This window comes from Candidatus Dactylopiibacterium carminicum, from assembly GCF_014736495.1.
Classification (GTDB): domain Bacteria; phylum Pseudomonadota; class Gammaproteobacteria; order Burkholderiales; family Rhodocyclaceae; genus Uliginosibacterium; species Uliginosibacterium carminicum.
On sequence record NZ_MDUX01000007.1, the window covers coordinates 37,876 to 57,461 of the forward strand.

General features: G+C 65.1%; 20 protein-coding genes and 1 pseudogene. 10 read left to right on the forward strand and 11 right to left on the reverse strand.

Going from position 1 to position 19,586, the window contains the following annotated elements; genetic code table 11:
- Positions 1-14 precede the first annotated feature (14 nt).
- The 5 genes from BGI27_RS03420 (at position 15) to BGI27_RS03440 (ending at position 3,512) form a co-directional block, all read left to right on the forward strand.
- Entirely contained in the window at positions 15-1,046 is a 1,032-nt protein-coding gene (locus tag BGI27_RS03420; RefSeq protein WP_095523550.1) for a PhoH family protein, read from the forward strand.
- Between the two features lie 66 nt (positions 1,047-1,112).
- On the forward strand, positions 1,113-1,793 hold the full coding sequence (murU, locus tag BGI27_RS03425; RefSeq protein ID WP_272896528.1) for an N-acetylmuramate alpha-1-phosphate uridylyltransferase MurU: 681 nt from the start codon (positions 1,113-1,115) through the stop codon (positions 1,791-1,793).
- 13 nt (positions 1,794-1,806) lie between these two features.
- Entirely contained in the window at positions 1,807-2,526 is a 720-nt protein-coding gene (gene fabG, locus BGI27_RS03430; protein ID WP_095523512.1) for a 3-oxoacyl-ACP reductase FabG, read from the forward strand.
- 188 nt (positions 2,527-2,714) lie between these two features.
- On the forward strand, positions 2,715-3,275 hold the full coding sequence (locus tag BGI27_RS03435; RefSeq protein WP_095523513.1) for a cell division protein FtsI: 561 nt from the start codon (positions 2,715-2,717) through the stop codon (positions 3,273-3,275).
- Between the two features lie 27 nt (positions 3,276-3,302).
- On the forward strand, positions 3,303-3,512 hold the full coding sequence (locus BGI27_RS03440; RefSeq protein ID WP_095523514.1) for a hypothetical protein: 210 nt from the start codon (positions 3,303-3,305) through the stop codon (positions 3,510-3,512).
- Positions 3,513-3,516: 4 nt separating this feature from the next.
- On the opposite strand, the gene BGI27_RS03445 is transcribed toward BGI27_RS03440, so the two are convergent.
- The 10 genes and pseudogenes from BGI27_RS03445 to eat all read right to left on the reverse strand — a co-directional run bounded on the left by BGI27_RS03445 (position 3,517) and on the right by eat (position 12,258).
- On the reverse strand, positions 3,517-4,230 hold the full coding sequence (locus BGI27_RS03445) for a flagellar basal body L-ring protein FlgH (protein WP_095523515.1): 714 nt from the start codon (positions 4,228-4,230) through the stop codon (positions 3,517-3,519).
- A gap of 203 nt (positions 4,231-4,433) precedes the next feature.
- The gene (gene mog / locus BGI27_RS03450; protein ID WP_095523516.1) at positions 4,434-4,961 is read right to left on the reverse strand and encodes a molybdopterin adenylyltransferase; all 528 of its coding nucleotides are present in this window, start codon (positions 4,959-4,961) and stop codon (positions 4,434-4,436) included.
- Positions 4,958-6,220, reverse strand: a complete 1,263-nt coding sequence (locus tag BGI27_RS03455) for a molybdopterin molybdotransferase MoeA (RefSeq protein ID WP_095523517.1) — start codon at positions 6,218-6,220, stop codon at positions 4,958-4,960. Before BGI27_RS03455 ends, mog begins: the two co-directional genes overlap by 4 nt.
- Positions 6,221-6,420: 200 nt before the next feature.
- Positions 6,421-6,759, reverse strand: coding sequence for a molybdenum cofactor biosynthesis protein MoaE (locus BGI27_RS03460; protein ID WP_141239699.1), 339 nt, complete (start codon positions 6,757-6,759; stop codon positions 6,421-6,423).
- A gap of 2 nt (positions 6,760-6,761) precedes the next feature.
- Positions 6,762-7,010: a MoaD/ThiS family protein gene (locus BGI27_RS03465; RefSeq protein WP_095529721.1), complete on the reverse strand. Its 249-nt coding sequence runs from the start codon at positions 7,008-7,010 to the stop codon at positions 6,762-6,764.
- Positions 7,007-7,510: a cyclic pyranopterin monophosphate synthase MoaC gene (moaC, locus tag BGI27_RS03470; protein ID WP_223871571.1), complete on the reverse strand. Its 504-nt coding sequence runs from the start codon at positions 7,508-7,510 to the stop codon at positions 7,007-7,009. Before moaC ends, BGI27_RS03465 begins: the two co-directional genes overlap by 4 nt.
- Before the next feature lie 2 nt (positions 7,511-7,512).
- Positions 7,513-8,544, reverse strand: a complete 1,032-nt coding sequence (gene moaA, locus BGI27_RS03475) for a GTP 3',8-cyclase MoaA (RefSeq protein ID WP_095523551.1) — start codon at positions 8,542-8,544, stop codon at positions 7,513-7,515.
- Positions 8,545-8,705: 161 nt separating this feature from the next.
- Complete coding sequence (gene eutC, locus BGI27_RS03480) at positions 8,706-9,515, reverse strand: ethanolamine ammonia-lyase subunit EutC (protein ID WP_223871572.1); 810 nt, start codon at positions 9,513-9,515, stop codon at positions 8,706-8,708.
- Positions 9,508-10,903: pseudogene (locus tag BGI27_RS18810) on the reverse strand (ethanolamine ammonia-lyase subunit EutB). Before BGI27_RS18810 ends, eutC begins: the two are co-directional and overlap by 8 nt.
- Before the next feature lie 14 nt (positions 10,904-10,917).
- Complete coding sequence (gene eat, locus BGI27_RS03490; RefSeq protein ID WP_223871576.1) at positions 10,918-12,258, reverse strand: ethanolamine permease; 1,341 nt, start codon at positions 12,256-12,258, stop codon at positions 10,918-10,920.
- A gap of 637 nt (positions 12,259-12,895) precedes the next feature.
- On the opposite strand from eat, the gene BGI27_RS03495 reads away from it, so the two are divergent.
- Positions 12,896-13,861, forward strand: a complete 966-nt coding sequence (locus tag BGI27_RS03495; RefSeq protein WP_095523520.1) for a helix-turn-helix domain-containing protein — start codon at positions 12,896-12,898, stop codon at positions 13,859-13,861.
- An 11-nt stretch (positions 13,862-13,872) separates the two neighbouring features.
- Here BGI27_RS03495 and BGI27_RS03500 read toward each other — a convergent pair whose 3' ends face one another.
- Complete coding sequence (locus tag BGI27_RS03500) at positions 13,873-15,738, reverse strand: methyl-accepting chemotaxis protein (RefSeq protein WP_170942914.1); 1,866 nt, start codon at positions 15,736-15,738, stop codon at positions 13,873-13,875.
- A 395-nt stretch (positions 15,739-16,133) separates the two neighbouring features.
- Between BGI27_RS03500 and frdA the strand changes: the two genes are divergently transcribed.
- Genes frdA through frdD form a run of 4 tightly spaced genes read left to right on the forward strand, consistent with a single transcriptional unit; the run spans position 16,134 to position 19,400 of the window.
- Positions 16,134-17,879, forward strand: coding sequence for a fumarate reductase (quinol) flavoprotein subunit (gene frdA / locus BGI27_RS03505; protein WP_095523553.1), 1,746 nt, complete (start codon positions 16,134-16,136; stop codon positions 17,877-17,879).
- On the forward strand, positions 17,876-18,631 hold the full coding sequence (locus tag BGI27_RS03510; protein WP_095523522.1) for a succinate dehydrogenase/fumarate reductase iron-sulfur subunit: 756 nt from the start codon (positions 17,876-17,878) through the stop codon (positions 18,629-18,631). The genes frdA and BGI27_RS03510 overlap by 4 nt, the downstream gene beginning before the upstream one ends.
- The gene (locus BGI27_RS03515; RefSeq protein WP_095523523.1) at positions 18,628-19,035 is read left to right on the forward strand and encodes a succinate dehydrogenase/fumarate reductase transmembrane subunit; all 408 of its coding nucleotides are present in this window, start codon (positions 18,628-18,630) and stop codon (positions 19,033-19,035) included. Before BGI27_RS03510 ends, BGI27_RS03515 begins: the two co-directional genes overlap by 4 nt.
- Positions 19,035-19,400, forward strand: coding sequence for a fumarate reductase subunit FrdD (gene frdD / locus BGI27_RS03520; RefSeq protein WP_095523524.1), 366 nt, complete (start codon positions 19,035-19,037; stop codon positions 19,398-19,400). Before BGI27_RS03515 ends, frdD begins: the two co-directional genes overlap by 1 nt.
- Positions 19,401-19,586 lie beyond the last annotated feature (186 nt).

A 19,586-nucleotide genomic window follows, 5' to 3' on the forward strand; every position in this document is an offset into this window, starting at 1 on the left:
TTCCTACCGTGCCGATCGAACCCCAGAAACCCGCAGCCGCGCCCCGTACCCGCCGCCTCGAAGTCCAGCTCGCGCCACCCGACAACGCCCGCCTGGCGAACCTGTGCGGTGCGCTGGACGAAAATCTGCGCCAGATCGAAGCCGCCTACGACGTGGCGATCGCGCGGCGTGGCGAACAACTCACGCTGCACGGAGAGCCTGGCAAGCTGCATTCGGCACGTGCCGCGCTGCAAGAGTTCTACCGCCGCGCCGAGCAGCATCTGACGGTGGAAGACATCCAGCTCGGCCTGATCGAGCTCGCCAAACGGGACGACACCAGTCCGGCTGCACCTACGCTACTCACACGCCGCACGGATCTCCACGGCCGCACCCCACGGCAGAACGAATATCTGCGCAACATCCAGAGCCACGACATCACCTTCGGCCTCGGCCCGGCCGGGACAGGCAAGACCTACCTTGCCGTGGCCTGCGCCGTGGATGCCTTCGAGCGCGAGCAGGTACAGCGCATCATTCTCACCCGGCCGGCAGTGGAAGCCGGCGAGCGCCTGGGCTTCCTGCCCGGCGATCTCACGCAGAAGGTCGACCCCTATCTGCGTCCGCTGTATGACGCGCTCTACGATCTGATGGGCTTCGACCGCGTGGCCAAGATGTTCGAACGCCAGTGCATCGAGATCGCACCGCTGGCCTTCATGCGCGGCCGCACACTGTCCAACGCCTTCATCATCCTCGATGAGGCACAGAACACCACGCCGGAACAGATAAAGATGTTCCTCACACGCATCGGCATCGGCTCGCGTGCGGTGGTCACCGGCGACCTCACGCAGATTGACCTGCCTCGTGGCCACAAGAGCGGGCTACGCGACGCGGTCGGCACGCTTGCCGATGTGCGGGGCATCGCCATGACCCGTTTCAACCGTGAGGACGTGGTGCGCCATCCGCTGGTCGCCCGCATCGTCGAAGCCTATGAACGTGCGGCAGCGCAACGGGAAGCCGCCGAGGATGGGCGCACGGCTCCTGGCGAAGCAACGACGGGCGCCGCCAAATGACATATCCCCGGGGCTTGCCACGCACCGTGCATCCGTTATCGCGTCTCACGTAACGCCATGAAAGCCATGATCCTCGCCGCCGGTCGCGGTGAACGCATGCGACCGCTGACCGACCACTGCCCGAAGCCCATGCTTTTCGCCGGAGGCAAGCCTCTGATCGTCTGGCATATCGAACGACTGGTACGCGCGGGTTTCCGCGAACTGGTGATCAATCATGCCTACCTGGGTCACATGCTGGTCGAACGCCTGGGCAATGGCGAGGAATGGGGTGTGCATATCGACTACTCGCAGGAAGCAGAAGCACTGGAGACTGCCGGCGGCATCGCCAAGGCCCTGCCCTTGCTGGGCGATGCACCTTTCCTGGTCGTGAATGGCGATGTGTACTGCGAGTTCGATTTCGCCACCTTCAGTGCGCGGGCGCTAGCACGCATCACCCAGGGCAAGCAGGCGCACATCGCACTGGTGGGCAACCCCCCGCATCATCCGGCCGGAGATTTCGTGCTCGATGCCAGTGGTCAGGTCCGCTCCGAAGGTGGCAGCACCCTGACATTCAGCGGAATCGGCGTATATCGTCCGACGCTGTTTGCCGGCGTCGAGCGAGGCAGTAAGGCACGCCTTGCGCCCTTGTTGCGTGGCGCCATCCAGACAGGCCAACTATCCGGTGAACATTTCCGTGGCCGCTGGGAAGATGTCGGGACTCCGGAACGGCTGGCCGAGCTGGATACCGAACTGCGTCAGTTTTTCTGAACAGGCAATCACCATGAAACGAGCCCTTGTCACCGGCGCCAGCGGCGCCATCGGTGGAGCCATCGCACGCCGCCTGGCTGCCGCTGGCCACGAAGTCATCGTCCATGCCAATCGCCAGCTGGTTGCCGCCGAAGCCCTGGCGATGGAACTCGTCGCCGCAGGCTACAAGGCCCGTGCAGTGCAGTTCGACGTCACGGATGCTGCAACCTGCCAGACAGCGCTGGAAGCACTGCTTGCCGAAGGCCCCATCCAGATCCTGGTGAACAACGCCGGCATCCACGATGACGCCGTATTCCCCGGCATGAGTGCCACACAATGGCAACGCGTGATCGACGTCTCGCTCAATGGCTTCTTCCACGTCGCCCAGCCGCTCACGATGCCCATGATCCGCACACGCTGGGGTCGCATCATCACCATCAGCTCGGTGGCCGCCATCACTGGCAACCGGGGGCAGGTGAACTATGCCGCGGCCAAGGGCGCGTTGCATTCGGCCAGCAAATCATTGGCGCTTGAGCTGGCCAGCCGGGGCATCACAGTGAACGCAGTGGCACCTGGCATCATCCAGTCGGACATGACCAAGGATGTGTTCGACGCCGAGACGGTCAAGCAGATGGTACCGATGAAGCGCGCGGGCCAGCCGGACGAGGTGGCGGCGCTGGTCGCCTTCCTCGCCTCGGATGAGGCCGCGTACATCACCGGCCAGGTCATCTCCATCAACGGCGGCATGATCTAGGGGCTACTGACATTAATTCCAATGCTATTCATCTGTTGATCGGCTACGCCCCAGCCCACTCTTAACACCTGCAAAACGCGTTAAAGAGAACGCTGGAAACCCTTCCTCCACGCTAAGCTGCGAATGTGGTGGGGACTGTCGACCCCGTCCGTGGGCAGGGAGTTTGCATGAGGTTCGAAGGGGTGTGCATGAACGGCAGAACTGTCTGGTTGAGCGGCCTCGCCGCCTTCTGGCTGGGCGGCTGCATCATCACACCCAGTCCGGAACTCGTGGCCTTGCAACTGGCCGGCACCGCCGTGACCACCGTCGCCTCGGTGGCGCCGGACTCCCCGGACACTCCGATCGTCCACACCTACGAAAGGCCCAGGATGGTGTGCATCGAATACAACCCGGTGGTCAGCGTGGAAGACTTCGTACCCTCGCTGCAGGCCGAATTCAGCCGGTTCGGCGTGGAAACGCGCGTGTATGAGGGCGGAATGCCGGAGAGTTGCCGCTACACCCTGCACTACGTCGCCCAGCGAGAATGGAATCGGAGCACATTCGGTAGCGATTACAGCAGTTACATGAGCTCGGCGCGCCTGGAACTGCGCCTACGCGGCAGCATGTTGGCTGCGGCCAGCTACAGACCGGGCATGCTCGGCTATGACAAGTGGGCCAGCACCCGCAGCAAACTATCACCGTCGGTACGCGTGCTGGTGTACGGCAACGCGGAAGGGAAACCACCAGTGACCAGCAGCAGTACCCCTTGAATCCAAACCCCATCAGGAGTCTAGAACATGAGCAGCATACGTCCAGTCAATCATCCCGCCCTATCGAGGAGCTACGTTCAGGAGTTTGCCAATGGCACCGAAAACCGGATAAAGCAGTTCGGCAATGCGTTGGGCAACGCCATAGGGAGTGGCGCATCAGCCGTAGTCGGCACCGTCAGTGACGGAGTCGGTATTGGCGTGCGCGCAGCGGGGAAGATCATCGACATCTGGGTGTGAGACATCACCAGAGCGTCAGCGAATCTGTAAGCATGCGCTGCAGCCAGCTGCGGTCGGTGGTATCCGTGATCAAACCCACACCAACCTGCTCCAGCCGCGCATCCATCACATCACCCGAAGCCACGATTCGCCCGGACTTTATGTCGATAGGATCGACCACACCCGAAAAGCGCAGGGTGTTGACCGAACCGTTGAAGGCAATGCTCTTTTCACCGGCTACGACCAGATTTCCGTTGGGCAGCACATTGATCACCGAGGCCGCCAGCTTGCCCGAAAGCTTGTTGGTGGTTTCGGTCGTGCCGGAACCATCGAAGGAATCGCTGCCACTGGCCGAATAATCCGCATTGATGATCCGGTTGATCAGGCTGCTCATGGTATCGGCGCCGCCCGGCCCCTTGGTGGCCACCTGATTGTCGCGCGAGGTATTCGTCTTGACCTTCTGACTGGCGGTCAGGCTCTCGGAGATCTCGATCTTCAGCGAATCTCCGACATAGCGCGGCTTGGTATCCCCCTGCAGCATCTGCATGCCGCCAGGGCTGGCTGCCTGAAAGATCGCACCTGGATTCGTCTGACGTTCGACACTGGCACGCGACATCACGGGACGATTGTCGGTAGGTAGTTGCACCAGGCTGGGCTTTCCGGCGCACGCTTGCAGACAGGCCAGCAGCACCAGCCCTGCTCCCTGCCGCACACCCCGGTATTCCCCCTTGCGCAACATCACACCTGCCCCCGCAAGCCATGTCAGACGGAGCTTATTATCCCGAGACAGGTGCAAAACGACCTTTATGGCAGATTAACTCTCCTCAAGATGCGCAAAACTTTAACAAGAACACACCCGACCATCGACCTAGAAGGCAAGCACGACATGCCGGGACACCGCACATGCCGACACACGGCGGTCACCCTGCCGCGAAGCAGGACTCAAGACCCGGGGCGGAATGCCTTGCACACGGCGGGATCGGTCTCCAGGCGGGCACCTTCGATGAGATCGATGCAATAGGGCACCGCTGGGAATACCGCGTCCAGGCAGTCCGCGATCGCCGAGGGCTTCCCCGGCAGATTGATGATCAGGCAACGGCTGCGAATGCCAGCAGTCTGCCGTGACAGAATTGCGGTGGGCACCACTTTCAGGGATGCCGCGCGCATCAGCTCGCCAAAACCCGGCAGCATCTTGTCGCACACAGCTTCGGTGGCTTCGGGGGTCACATCGCGCGGTGCGGGGCCAGTATCGCCGGTGGTCACGATGAGACAGCAACCCGCCTCATCGACAAGCTCGCGCAGGGCAGCCTCGATCCCCGCACGGTCATCCGGGATCAGGCGCGGCACGCCCTCCCAGGGAGAGCTCAGCGCACGTGCCAGCCAGGCCTGGATCGCCGGGCCGCCCTTGTCTTCGTAGATCCCGGTGCTGGCGCGATCGGAAACGGTCAGAATGCCGATGCGGGCGCTCATGTGTGCTCTCCAAAAGTATCCGCAACCCGGAAGACAGCCTGATCCAGCAGATGGACCCGGACCTCGTCGCCTGCCGCAAGCCCGCCGGCCCCGACAGGCGCCCGCAGCAGACCATCGGCCAGCATCATCGATTGCAACAGGGCACTGCCCTGTGCGCCGGTCGGCCGCGCGAGCCATCGGCCCTCGTCATCCCGGGTCAGCCGCACGCGCACGAACTCGGTCCGCTGTGGATGGGTACGTATGGGCTCCAGCAGACGTGCACGTACCTCCGTACGGCATACACGACGATGCCCCATCAGCCTGCGCAACGCAGGCAGTACGAACAGTTCGAAACACACCATGCTGGAGACGGGATTGCCGGGCAGACCGAAGACATGTCCGCCGGCATGGCTGCCGAACATCAGCGGATGACCGGGTCGCATCGCGATGCGACCAAAATGCTGCTTCACACCCAGCGCCTGCAGGGTCTGCTGCACATAATCATGTTCGCCGACCGAAAAGCCTCCGGAAACCAGCAGCACATCCGCGATCTCCAGTCCGCGCGCCAGCGCAGCCTGCAGCGCCACCGGCTCGTCCGGTGCGATACCCAGCAAGTCCGGCTCGATGCCCAGTGCCTGCACCTGCGCCATCAGCGCGTAGCTGTTGGCATCCGGAATCTTCAGAGGATCCACGGGGGCATCCAGCGCTTCCAGTTCATCGCCGGTCGACAGGATGGCCACACGCGGCAGCCGGTGCACACGAACCTGCACCACCTTGAGCGTGGCGAGCACGCCAATGGCGCCCGGCACCAGTTCGCAGCCGGCCTGCATCACCACGTCACCAGCACGCATGCTGTCCCCCTGGGGACGCACGTGATGCCCGATCGATGCACTCTCCAGCAATTCGACCTGATCACCGGACAGACGCCGCGAGCCTTCCACGCGCACCACCCCGTCTGCGCCGGCAGGCAGGGGCGCGCCGGTCATGATGCGGGCGCATTGCCCGGCCGCCAGTGCAAACCGGGGCTGCCGGCCGGCGCAGATCTCTTCCGTCACCGCGAGCCCGACCGGCACCGTCGCCACATCGGTACTGCGCACGGCATAGCCATCCATCATCGACACTGCGCTCGGTGGCAGGTCACGGCTGGCACACAGATCCTCCGCCAGCACCCGTCCCCGGGCCCGCGTGAGCGGCACCCGTTCGATGCCCAGAGGGCTCACCGTCTCCAGCACGCAGCGCAGCGCAGCATCCACCGGCCAGCCGTGTTCGTCGAAAACCATCGTTTCAATCCCTCAGAGGCCGTTCACGATCTCGAAAAATGTAGTTCGGGCGCCCATTCATGCTTCGATACCTCAGCACGAACGGGGTTTAGACACGGGCTAGGTTCATGGAAACCGTTCGCCCCCGGATCGGGTCCAGGGCTGGCTCTGAGCTTGTCGAAGGGCGAATAAATGACAAAAAAATGACCATGAACAGCTTCTCAGGGTCTGGGGCTCACCCAGTACTTACCGCCCGGCGTGCTTTCCTTCTTCCAGATCGGCACCCGTTCCTTGAGCGCATCGATCAGCCATTGGCAAGCTTGCAGCGCAGGCGCACGATGCTCCGCACCGGTGACGATCAGCACGATGTTTTCGCCCGCCAGGATGCGTCCCACGCGATGCACGATACGCGCGCCAAGCAGGCCGTATTGCACGCGGGCCTCGTCGCACAGGACCCGCATCTCGGCGAGCGCCATGCGCTCGTAGGCCTCGAAATTCAGTTCGCTGACCACTTGCCCCTGCGAAAAATCCTCCGTCTGCAGCCGTATCGCATCAGCCATGCTCAGCCTCCGGAAAACATCGCCATGAAGACCAGCTCGCAATCTGCTGGCAGCTCGCAACCGGCTTGTGCCGCAGGTGTCATGCGTTCGCCATCCAGCGCCACCACGGTGACCAGTCGCCTCGCCTCGGGCTGGCGCTCGGCCATCAGCGCCAGCACGTCCGCCACCCTCAGCCCGGGCCGGTGTTCCAGCGTGAAGCCTCGCAGGCCGGCGGCATCCGCCACCGGGCCGAAGAGCAGCACGTTGATCATGCATTACCCCCGGATCGCCGCCACACGCCGTGCTTGCCACCGTGTTTCTCGTCGAGCTGGATACCCTCGACGCGCATTTCCGGGTCGATCGCCTTGCACATGTCGTAGATCGTCAGCAGCGCCGCGCTGACAGCGCACAGCGCCTCCATTTCCACGCCCGTGGGGCCGAAGCAGTTCACCGCCACGCATGCTCGCACGCCCGGCTGACCATCCGCATCGGCGGGCACGTCCGTGAATGCCACCTCCACACCGGTCAGTGGCAGGCTGTGGCACATCGGAATGGTCTCCGGTGTGCGCTTGGCCGCCATCACGGCGGCCACATCCGCCACGGCCAGCACATTACCCTTGACCACGCGGCCTTCATGGATGCGCGCCAGCGTGGCCGCCTGCATGCGCAACACGCCGCTGGCGATGGCCATGCGCGCGGTGGCCGGCTTGGCGGAAACATCCACCATGCGTGCCCGGCCCTCGGCGGAAAAATGGGTGAGATCTTCGCTCAAGCTCAGCCTCCGATGTAGGACATCTCGATCTTGCGCCCCGGCTGCCGGCGCTGGATGTGGCGCAACTCGGAATACTGGTCGTCGCGCAGCTGCCAGCATGACGCGATGCGGGCCGCCAGTGCGGCATCCACCTCACCGGCACGCAAGGGGGCACGCAGATCCAGCCCCTGACGTGCGAACAGGCAGGTATAGAGCTTCCCGTCGGTGGCCAGCCGCAGCCGGTTGCAGTCGCCGCAGAAGGGCTGGCTTACCGAGGCGACCACGCCGATCTCGGCACTGCCGTCGACCAGCGCCCAGCGCTGCGAGACTTCTCCCGGATAGGCCGCTTCCAGCGGCCGCAAGGGGTATTCGGCGCCGATCCGGTCGAGGATCTCGCGGGCGCTGATCACATCCTGCGGCCGCCATTCATTGCAGCCGCCCACGTCCATGTATTCGATGAAACGCAGCACCACGCCGGAATGCCGGAAATGGCGCAGCAGCGGCAGGATTTCGTCTTCGTTGACCTGTCGGCGCACCACGCAATTGACCTTCATCGGCCCGAGGCCGACCGCTTGCGCCCGGGCGATGCCTTCGAGCACACGGGCGGGGGAAAAGCGAGAATCGCTCATGCGACGGAAACCCTGCTCGCTGAGCGCGTCCAGACTCACGGTGACGCGATCGAGCCCGGCCTCGCGCAACGCACGGGCCTTGTCGGCCAGCAGCACGCCATTGGTGGTCAGTGCCAGTTCGAGGTCGGAGCCATCCAGACAGCGCAGGCGGGCCAGGCGCTCCACCAGCCGCTCGATGTTCCGCCGCAGCAGCGGCTCGCCCCCGCTCAGCCGGATCTTGCGAACTCCCAGATTCACGAAGATGCCGGCCAGACGGACGATCTCCTCGAAGCTCAGGATTTCGGCGCGAGCCAGGAACTGGTGATCGTCGAAGGTTTCGCGCGGCATGCAGTAAGGGCAGCGCAGATTGCAGCGATCGGTCACCGAAATGCGCAGATCGCGCAGCGGACGATGCAAGGCGTCGCGCAGGGTCGGCGCCTTGTCCATGCTGAAAGGAAGATCAAATTTGTCTGAAAACACGCACCAATCTAGCGAAAACCCGGCATGCAGGAAAGCGCCGGATCACGCATGGCCGCTATCACGGTCTGCAACATCGCCCATGGGGCGGTGCACGCAGGAGACGTAGAGGTGCGCCATGCGCACCACGCTCAAAACGCAGCAGAGAGCAGAAAAGGCTCAGGACGCTCGCCGGGCAGGCGTTCGTCGCTGTCGTCCTTAAGGTCGACGCCCGTGCGGCCCAGCTGGCGGGCCCCCGCAATCAGGAAGGCAAGCTTGCGCGCGGCCTCCGCATACGGCAGCCCCTCGGGGCGCACGTTGGAGATGCAGTTGCGCGCGGCGTCCGTGAGGCCGACACGGGGCTGGCCAGTGAGATAGATCCCCAGGCTGTCCGGCGAGGAAAGCCCCGGCCGTTCGCCGATCAGCACCACCACCATGTCGGCGCCCAGCAACTGCCCCACCTCATCGCCCAATGCCACCCGCGCCTGGGTGGCGATCACCACCGGGCACGCATGCAGATCCGGGAAATACGCGGCCAGCGCCTCCAGCAGAGGCAGGCTGTGACGCTGCGTGGCCAGTGAAGACAGCCCATCGCCGATCACGAAGACGAGCCGGCCCGGCGGCGCAGGCCAGGTCTGGAGCTGCTGTGCCGAGGCTTCGGCCAAGCGCCGGCCCCAATCCGGCCGGCGCAGATAGACGCCGCGATCTGCCGCCTGGCTCGTCACCGTGCGGGTGAGGTAGCCCGCCGCATGGAATCCGCACGCCAGCGCGGCAACATCCAGCGGTTGATGGACCGCGTCACGTGCCTGCGCATGCGAGAGGCCGAAGGCCAGCACTTCGCGCGTGGGCAGACTGGCGCCTCTGCGCCCGAGTGCGATGCGCGCCCGGGTGAGCGACTGCAGGCGCGTCCAGGGGTCCGGCGTGATCAGGCCTGCGCCACGCGCGAGGGGTTTCTCAGCCACGCCTCGTATCCTCCAGCCCCGCCAGCGCCAGCAAGGGCTGCTGCTCGGTCTGCGCGATCAGCTCGCCGCGATAGTCGGCAATCCCCATGCGCTCCAGCCACTCCTCGAACTCAGGCGCACGCCGGCGGTTCAGCACCCGGCGCAGATAAAGCGCGTCATGAAAGGAGGTGCTCTGGTAGTTGAGCATGATGTCGTCCGCCCCCGGCACGCCGATGATGAAATTGATGCCGGCCACGCCCAGCAGCGTGAGCAGCGTATCCATGTCGTCCTGATCGGCCTCGGCATGGTTGGTGTAGCAGATGTCGCAGCCCATCGGCAGGCCCAGCAGCTTGCCGCAGAAATGGTCCTCCAGGCCGGCGCGGATGATCTGCTTGCCGTCGTAGAGATATTCCGGGCCGATGAAGCCGACCACGGTATTCACCAACAGGGGCTGGTAACGCCGGGCCAGCCCGTAGGCACGGGCTTCCAGCGTCTGCTGGTCGGCACCGTGATGGCCGTTGGCGGAAAGGGCGCTGCCCTGCCCGGTCTCGAAATACATCACGTTGTCCCCCACCGTGCCGCGCGCCAGGCCGCGCGCGGCCTGCATGGCTTCCTCCAGAATCGCGGCAGTGACGCCGAAACTGGCATTCACGGCTTCGGTGCCGCCGATGGACTGGAACACCAGATCCACCGGAGCGCCCTTCTCGATGGCCCGCAGCGTGTTGGTCACATGCGTGAGCACGCAACTCTGCGTGGGCACTTCGTATTGCTGACGGAAGCCGTCGATGAGCTGCAGCAGCGCGGTGATGGCGGGCAGGCTGTCGCTGGCCGGGTTGATGCCGATCACTGCGTCACCCGCGCCATACAGCAGGCCGTCGAGCATGGAGCGCGATGCCCTGCGGATCGTCGGTGGGGTGGTTGGGCTGCAGACGCAACGCGAGCCGTCCGTGCAGCCCGAGCGTGTTGCGGAAGCGGGTCACCACCTCGCACTTGGCGGCCACCAGGATCAGATCCTGGTTGCGCATCAGCTTGCTCACCGCCGCCACCATCTCCGGCGTCAGCCCCGGCGCCAGATCAGCCAGCGTGAAGCGCGAAGCGGCATCCGAGAGCAGCCAGTCGCGGAACTCGCCGACGGTGAGGCCAGCCACCGGTGCGAAGGCGGTGGCATCGTGGTGATCGATGATCAGCCGCGTCACCTCGTCCGTTTCGTAGGGCACCACCATTTCCTGCAGGAAACGCGCCAGCGGCACCTCCGCCAGCGCGATCCGCGCAGCCATGCGTTCCTCTTCCGAGGCGGCGGCGACCCCGGCCAGCATGTCGCCCGAGCGCGCCGGGCTGGCCTTGGCCAGCAGCGTCTTCAGGTCGGCAAAGACATGCCGCCGCATACCGATGGAAGCTGCATAGGGCATCGACCGGCCCTGACTCAACGGGTTTCCACGGCCGCGCCGACCAGCTCGGCCATGGGCCGCGCGCTGCGCTTGGCATGGGTGGCGCGGAAGTAGGCATAACCGGCAGCCAGGATGCCCACGAAGACCCCGGCCAGCAGCGGGTTGAACCACACCACGGTGACCAGGCAGACCACCGCGCCCGTCAATGCAATGGCTGGAAACACGGGGAAGAAGGGGGCCCTGTAACTGCGTGGCAGGTCCGGCTGGCTGCGGCGCAGCTTGAACAGCGAGGCCATGCTCAGGATGTACATCAGCAGCGCACCGAACACCGACATCGTCACGATGTTGGCCGTCAGCGTCTGGCCGCCGAAGGACAGCACCTCATCCGAGAAGATCGCCGCGATGCCGACCACGCCACCGGCCAGGATGGCGCGGTGCGGCGTCTTGAACTTCGGATGCACGGCGCCGAGCCAGCCCGGCAGGTAGCCCGCACGCGCCTGGGCGAAGATCTGGCGCGAGTAACCCAGGATGATGCCGTGGAAGGAGGCGACCAGGCCGAACAGCCCCAGCCACACCAGCATGTGCAGCCAGCCACTGGATTCGCCCACGATCATCTTCATGGCCTGCGGCAACGGATCGTTGATGTTGGCAAGCTTGGTCCAGTCACCCGCGCCACCGGCGAACAGCATCACGCCGAGCGCCAGCACCACCAGCGTGAGGATGCCGCAGGTGTAGGCGATCGGGATGGAGCGCTTCGGGTCACGCGCCTCTTCCGCAGCCATGGCCACGCCTTCGATGGCGAGGAAGAACCAGATCGCGAACGGGATCGCCGCGAAGATGCCGGACAGTGACGCCAGCGAGAAGCTATCCGCTCCGGCCCAGCCGCCCTTGGCGAAATTGGCGAAGGAGAAACCGGGAGCGACCACGCCCATGAACACCAGCAGCTCGAAGATCGCCAGCAGGGTCACGCAGAGCTCGAAAGTGGCCGCGATCGTCACCCCCAGAATGTTCAGCCCCATGAACACGCCATAGGCCGCCACGGCGGCGAGCTTGGGGTCCAGCGCGGGAAACTGCACGTTCAGATACGCGCCGATGGCCAGCGAGATGGCTGGCGGCGCGAACACGAATTCGATCAGCGTGGCCATGCCGGCCAGATAGCCGCCCGTGGGGCCGAAGGCGTGGTAGCTGTAGGCGAACGGACCGCCGGCATGGGGAATGCTGGTGGTCAGCTCGGTGAAGCTGAAGATGAAGGTGCCGTACATCAACGCCACCGCCACGGTGGTGACAAGAAAACCCAGGGTGCCTGCGGAAGCCCAGCCGAAACTCCAGCCGAAATACTCCCCCGAGATCACGAGGCCGACGGCGATGCCCCACAGCTGCTAGGTTCCCAGCGTGGCGGCAAGCTTGCCACCGGACGATTCAGACATGCCCATGATCGATGCTCCAGAATGAGATGGTGGCATCGTCGCGTGAAGCGCCCGCCACGATCTATCGGCTTTCGGCACGCCGATATCAGGAATCGGCACGAATGGCACCACCGCCACATGAAGGCTGTCCGTTGCCCGCGCGGCATGCCCCTCATCTCCCCGGCAATACCGTCATTCGGGCGCATGCCGGGATAACGCGGATTTGAAAGAGGCGGGCTCAAGTAAACGGAATACCCCTCTCCCCCGCCCTCTCCCACGATGAGAGAGAAAACCCCACGCCACGCGCAGCGACGCGCCTCTCCCCTTGCGGGAGAGAGACTGGGGGAGAAGGGTCCAGTCGAGCTGGAAACCTCGCCACAACATCCACGCGACCAATCAGGGACAAGGCTGGCACAAGACCCGCGCGCCGCCACTGTGCATGCCGACGCCAGACGCACCGATGCAGGGCCGATCGGTGGGCGACGGAAGAAGCAGGCACGGAACGAAAGTGCCGGCGCCGCGCGCATCAGCGCCATCACATCCCTTCGCCGCACAGGGAATGATGCTTGCTTGGAGTCAAGCATCGACATCCAGCCCATGATGCGCAATGAACGCCACGCCCTCCCCTGCGGCCTTCTCGCCCGGCATGCTGCGGCGGCGGACGCGCGCATCCGATGCGGATGAACACGCGCACAACCTCTCGCAGTGGGATCAGCGCTACGACCAGCTTTCCGCCGGCAGTTTCGAGGGCTGTGTGACCGAGCTCTGGCTGCCCTGCACGCAGGTATTCGTCGAGCGCGCCAACCGGCGCCTGCGCCAGACCTGTGCGGCGTGGAAGGACTCCGTATGGTTCGGCATCCCGGCCGCCGAGGAAGGCAGCATGATGCTGGGCCACAAGCGGATCCCCGAGGCCGCCGTGTGCATCCGTGACGGCGGCGCCGAGTTCGATCTGATCACCGCGCCGGATTTCGATCTGTACGGCGTGGTGGTGGATCGCGCCACCTTCGCCAGCTACCTCGAAACGCACCACCGCACAGCGCTCGATCAGGCGATCCAGCAACGCGACGTGATCGTACTGCCGCCTCTACAGAAGGCCGGCCTGTGTGCCGCCCTGGCCACCATTCTCGATGACGCCCGCGATCTGAGCCAGGACAGCCCGGCCGGCCTGCAGGAACGCATCTTCGCGCAGCTCGCGCGCCTATTGCAGCAGGGGCAAGGCAGCCAGCCCGCACGGCGCAGCCAGCTCACGCATCAGCAGGTGGTCAGCCGCCTGCACGCCCAGGTACTGCAGGATCCCGCCTGCGTACCCACCATCCCCGAACTGTGCGAGCGCCTGCATCTGAGCCGGCGGGCCCTGCAGAACTGCGTGGAAGAAATCACCGGACTGTCGCCGCTGGCCTACATGCGCAACATCCGGCTCAACGCCGTGCGCCGCGAGCTGCGCCGGGGCGACCCCTGCACGCCGATTTCCAGCATCGCCTATGCCTGGGGCTTCGGCCACCTCAGCCAGTTCGCGCAGGATTATCGACAGCAGTTCGGCGAGCTGCCATCCGCCACGCGCCGGAGCGCCTGATCAAAAGCTGCTCAGAGGCGGAAACCGCCGATCAGCTCGCGCAGGCGCCGCGACATATCGCCCAGCATGCCCAGCGTTTCGCGCACGGTCTGCAGATCCTGATCGTTTTCCTGCATGCGTGTGGTCACCTGCTCGGCCGCCTGCGCCATCTGCGTGGTGGCCAGCTGCTGTTCGCCAGTGGATGCAGCGATATCCTCCAGGCGCTGCAGCGCCTCGCCCATCCGCGTCTGGATCTCCTGCATCTGGCGCGCGGCTTCCTCGCTGGCGCGCGCCCCCTGGTTCACGCATTCGATGCTGTTTTCCATGCTGGCATAGGCGCTGCCGGTGTCTTGGGTCATGCCCTGGATCATCACACCGATCTCCACCGTCGCACGCGCGGTGCGCTCGGCAAGCTTGCGCACCTCATCGGCCACCACGGCGAAGCCGCGCCCCTGTTCGCCAGCGCGTGCCGCCTCGATGGCCGCATTCAGCGCCAGCAGATTGGTCTGGTCGGCGATCTCCTTGATCACGTTCACGATGCCGCTGATCTCGCCGGCGCGGTTGTTCAGCGTCTGCATCGTGCCGGCCAGTTGCTGCACGGAATCAGCTGAGCGGCCGAATTCGCGCGAGACTTCGGCAATCGCCACGGCACCGGTTTCCGACATGCGCCCGGTCTCCCGCATCAGCGCATTGGCTTCGTCCGCGTTCTCGGCGATATGAGCGATAGATACGGTGATCTGCTCGATGGGGGCGGCATTGGCCGCCGCCGTGTCGGAAAGCTGTGCGGAATGCTCGGCCAGCACGCGCACGCGTTCGCCCATGGATTCGACGCCGTCCGAAAGCTTGCCGGAATCGCCCCGCACCTCGAGCATCATGCTGCGCAGCCCGTCCAGAAAGCGGTTGAAGGCCGAGGAGGTCTGCGCGATTTCGTCATGCCCATGCACCGTAAGCTTGCGTGTCAGATCGCCACCGCCCCCCGAGATGTCCTGCATCAAGTCACGCAGCACGCCCAGACGGCCAAGCAATCGGGCAAACAGCAACGCCATCAGTGGCAAGGCGATGCCGAGCGCCAGCACGGTCACGCCCAGCGCCGTCCACAGCAGGCGATCCAGCGGAGCCAGCGCGCTCTGGCGATCGATCACCACCCCCAGCCGCAATTCGGTGCCCGGCACCTCGAACAAACCCGCATAGCTGCGCTTGCCACGCACCCGCGTATCGCCGAGCCCACCGACGAAGGCCCCGCCACCGGCCAGATCCGGGCTCAGCTCGGTGAGCGGCTTGCCCAGCAATGCACTGTCCGGATGCACGGGGATCTCGCCCTTGCCGGAGGCCAGGAAGGCATAGCCCTCAGCCGAGAACTTCACACCCAGCACCTGCTCGACGATGTGCTTGAGCGTGACATCGGCGGCCACCACACCCTTCACCTCGCCCCCCTCGCGATGGGCCTGGGCAAAGGAGACCACCAGCGCCTTGCTGGAAGCATCGATGTAGGGCGACGTCATGATCGGCCCCTGGCTGGCGGTAGCCGAGAGATACCAGGGGCGTTGCGTCGGATCGTAGCCTGCGGGCAGCGCCTGAGCATCGGTGAAAAGCGTGCGCTTGTCCGCATAGCCCACATACACCAGATCGAATCCCCCGGAGCGCTTGGCCTGCTGGAGCACATCGTCCGGCGACTCCAGCGCAGCCGCCTGCTGGGCCGCCTGCACCACGTTCAGGCTGGTCTTCACCCAGTCTCCCGTAGCCGCAGCGGTGACGCGCGCCACCTCATGGATCTCGCTGCCCAGGCGCTCGACCAGCGCGCTGCGCGTACTCAGATAGACCCCCAGTGAGACGGACAACAGAGAGATCAACATCAACAGCGCCGTGACGACGATCAGGCGCGTGCGTATGGATTGCATGCAAAAAACCTCGAATGAAGGGCGGAATCCGCCCGGATGCTCCCCGCCGCACCCATTGCCGGATACGGGTTTATAGGGATTGTTTTCAGATAGTGGGTATACGGCTGGCCGAGCGCCACGCTGAAGCCCCGGCACACGACCAACGCACAAATTTCCTTCAGCTTCAGCAGCATCCAGGTAATGCCCAGAACGTATGGATGACGGGTACTCAGCCCGCGCGGGCAGGCCGGAAACCCTTTGCAGGCAAGGTCTTGATGTCAGGCAAGCCATGCTGACGGCAAAACCGGTAGGCTGCTTCGGTCTGCTGCGTCAGTCGGGCAAGAGGGTGTGCAATCGGGCACACCCTTTGTTCTTTTCGCCCGGCTCGAAAGTAGCGAGACGAACGGGATATGAAAGTGAGGGTTTTCAAAGCGGATGTGGTCATCGTCGGCGCAGGTAGCGCCGGGCTGCGCGCAGCGATCGCGGCAGCCGAAACAGATGCCACGCAGACAGTGGCCTTGGTCTCCAAGGTCTATCCGATGCGCAGCCACACCTGCGCGGCAGAAGGCGGCGCCGCAGGAGTGGTCGACGCCAAGGACAGCCTGGACGCGCATTTCTACGACACGGTGGCCGGGGGCGACTGGCTGTGCGAGCAGGACGTGGGCGAGCTCACGCGCATCGAGCACTGGGGCTGCCCCTGGAGCCGCCGCGATGATGGCCGTGTGAACGTGCGCCCCTTCGGTGGCATGAAGAACGAGCGCACCTGGTTCGCCGCCGACCGCACCGGCATGCACCTGCTGCACACCCTGTTCCAGACTTCGCTCAAGTACCCGGCGATCCGCCGTTTCGACGAATATTTCCTGATCGACCTGGTCGTGGTCGATGGGCACGCGCGCGGCGTGCTGGTGGTGGAGATCGCCAGCGGCGAATACACGCTGATCGAGGCTGGCGCAGTGATCCTGGCCACCGGCGGCGCGACGCGGGTGTTCCGCGAGAACACCAACGGCGGCATCGTCACCGGCGACGGCATGGCCGTGGCCTATCGCCACGGCGTGGCGCTGCGCGATATGGAATTCGTGCAATACCACCCGACCTGCATGCCTGGCACGGGCCTGCTGTTCACCGAAGCCTGTCGCGGCGAAGGCGGCCTGCTCACGAACCGCGACGGCTACCGCTATCTGCAGGACTACGGCCTCGGCCCGGTGCAGGACGCACCGCGCAACAAGTTCATGGAACTCGGCCCGCGCGACCGCCTCTCTCAGGCCTTCTGGCACGAGATGCAGAAAGGCCGCACCCTCGATGGCCCCTACGGCCCCGTCGTACACCTCGATCTGCGTCACCTCGGCGCCGCTCGGCTGGCCGAGCGCCTGCCGCAGATCTGCGAACTGGCGCGTGAGTTCATGGGCATCGATCCGGTGACTGCACCGATTCCAGTACGCCCGGCCGTGCATTACACGATGGGCGGCATCAACGCCGACGCCGATGGCGCCACAACCCTGCCCGGCCTCTTCGCCATCGGCGAATGCTCCAGCGTGGGCATCCATGGCGCCAACCGCCTGGGGTCGAATTCGCTCTCCGAGCTGCTGGTGTTCGGCCGCCGTGCCGGCGAAGCGGCCACCCGACTTGCGCGTGAAGCCACGCCGGCCTCGGCCGAAGCCCTGCTCGCACAGGCGGAAGCCGCCGCGCACCCTTCACGGGCACTGCTGCGCGAGGATGACCGCGAACGCATCGCCGATCTGCGCCGCGCCATGGCGCAGACCATGGAAGACGGCTGCGGCATCTACCGCACGGAAGCCAGCATGCAGGCCACCTGCGACACGCTCGCCGAATTGCGCGAGCGCTTCCGGCGGGTGACAGTCACGGATCGCTCCTCGGTGTGGAACAGCGAATGGTTCACCGCCATCGAGCTGGGCTACCAGCTGGAAGTGGCCGAGGCCATGGCGCATTCGGCGCTCAACCGGCGCGAATCCCGCGGTGCTCACCAGCGCCTCGATTTCGAGGCCCGAGACGATGCGCAGTTCCTGCGCCATTCGCTGGCGTACCGCCAGGCCGACGGCGCACCGCAGATCCGCTACCAGGATGTGAACATCACCCGCCTGCCGCCTGCCGTACGCGCCTATGGCGCCGCCGGGCTGGCCGCGGAAGCAGGAGAGAAGGCATGAAGCCGCAGACCAAGACAGTGGCAGTACTGCGCTACCGCCCGGAGCAGGACAAGGAGCCTTTCTGGCAGGACTACGAGGTGCCTTTCGCCGAGGACACCTCGGTACTCGCCGCGCTGAATTACATCAAGGACGAGCTGGACGGCACGCTGAGCTTCCGCTGGTCCTGCCGGCAGGCCATCTGCGGCAGCTGCGGCCTGATGATCGGTGGCAAGCCGCGCCTGGCCTGCAAGACATTCCTGCGCGACTTCGAGGGCAAGGTGACAGTGGAGGCCCTGGCGCACTTCCCCATCGAACGCGATCTGGTGGTGGTGATGGATGACTTCATCGCCAAGCTCGAACGCGTGAAGCCCTGGCTGATGCCCAGGGAGGAGCGTGCCCCGGAAGACGGCGAATACCGTCAGACGCCGCAGGAGATGTCGCTCTACGAGCAGTTCGCCGGCTGCATCAACTGCGGGCTGTGCTACGCGGCCTGCCCGCAGGTGGGGCTCAACCCAAACTTCCTCGGCCCGGGTGCGATTGCCCTGCTGCATCGTTACAACCTCGACAGCCGCGACGGCGGCAGCGAGGAGCGCATGAAGCTGATCAGCGCCGAGCTGGGCGTCTTCAACTGCACCGCGGTGGGCTACTGCTCGGCGGTGTGTCCGAAGATAGTCGATCCGGCCAATGCGGTGAACGTCAACAAGATGAACAGCGCGCGTGACTACTTCTTCCGCTTCCTGCCGCGCCCCGCGCCGAAGGGAGGCTGCCAATGAGCGCACGCCGCCCCTACATCCGCCCGATGGCGCGCTGGTACCTGCGGGATCCGTTCTTCATCGAATACATGGCGCACGAAGGCACGGCCGTGTTCGTGTGGCTGTTCGCGCTCGAACTGCTCGCCGGCCTGGTCTGCCTGGCACTCGGCGAGGCCGCCTGGAACGGTTTTCTCGCCTGGCTGGACTGGCTTCCGGCGCAAATTGCCAACGGACTGGTCCTGCTGATGTTGCTCTACCACGGCATCACCTGGTTCCTGATCCTGCCGCGCACCATCCCGCCAGTACGCATCGGCCACGCCCGCCTGCCAGGCTGGGTGCTGAGTGCCGCGGGCATGATGGCGATGATCGCCGCCAGCGCGGTGCTGGCCACCGGCGCCTGGCTGCTTGCACGAGGAGGTCTGTGATGAATGATCCGCTCAAGCGCAGCCACGAACCGATCTTCTGGCTGTTGTTCGGTGCCGGCGGCATGCTTGCCGCAATGCTCGGCGCGATGCTGGTATTCCTGCTGGCATTCGGTGTGCCCAGCGGACTGCTGCCCGCGGAAGCGCTTTCGTACACAACGATGCGTGACTTCGCCGGCAACGTCTTCGGCAAGGGCTTCCTCTTCGCGGTGGTGGCGCTGTTCTTCTGGCATGCAGTGCACCGCATCTTCCACAGCCTGCACGACATCGGCATTCACGCCGGTCTGCCCGCCCGCGTCCTGGTGTACGGCACGGCCGCCATCGGAACCTTGATCGCGGCCGCGGCCCTGCTGGCAATCGGCTTCTGACCGGCCCGCGCACGCAGACCGGGCCCCGCGCAGCGGGGCCATGCCATTCAGGTGAGCTCACGCCGTCATTCCGGTGCAAGCCGGAATGACGGGCCTCTGCTTCTGGGCTGCCGCCCGCCCCCGTTCAAGCCTGGATAGCGTGCTCGAAAAAGGGGTGTGGCAAGGGGCCGTATCTGCACCGAAATC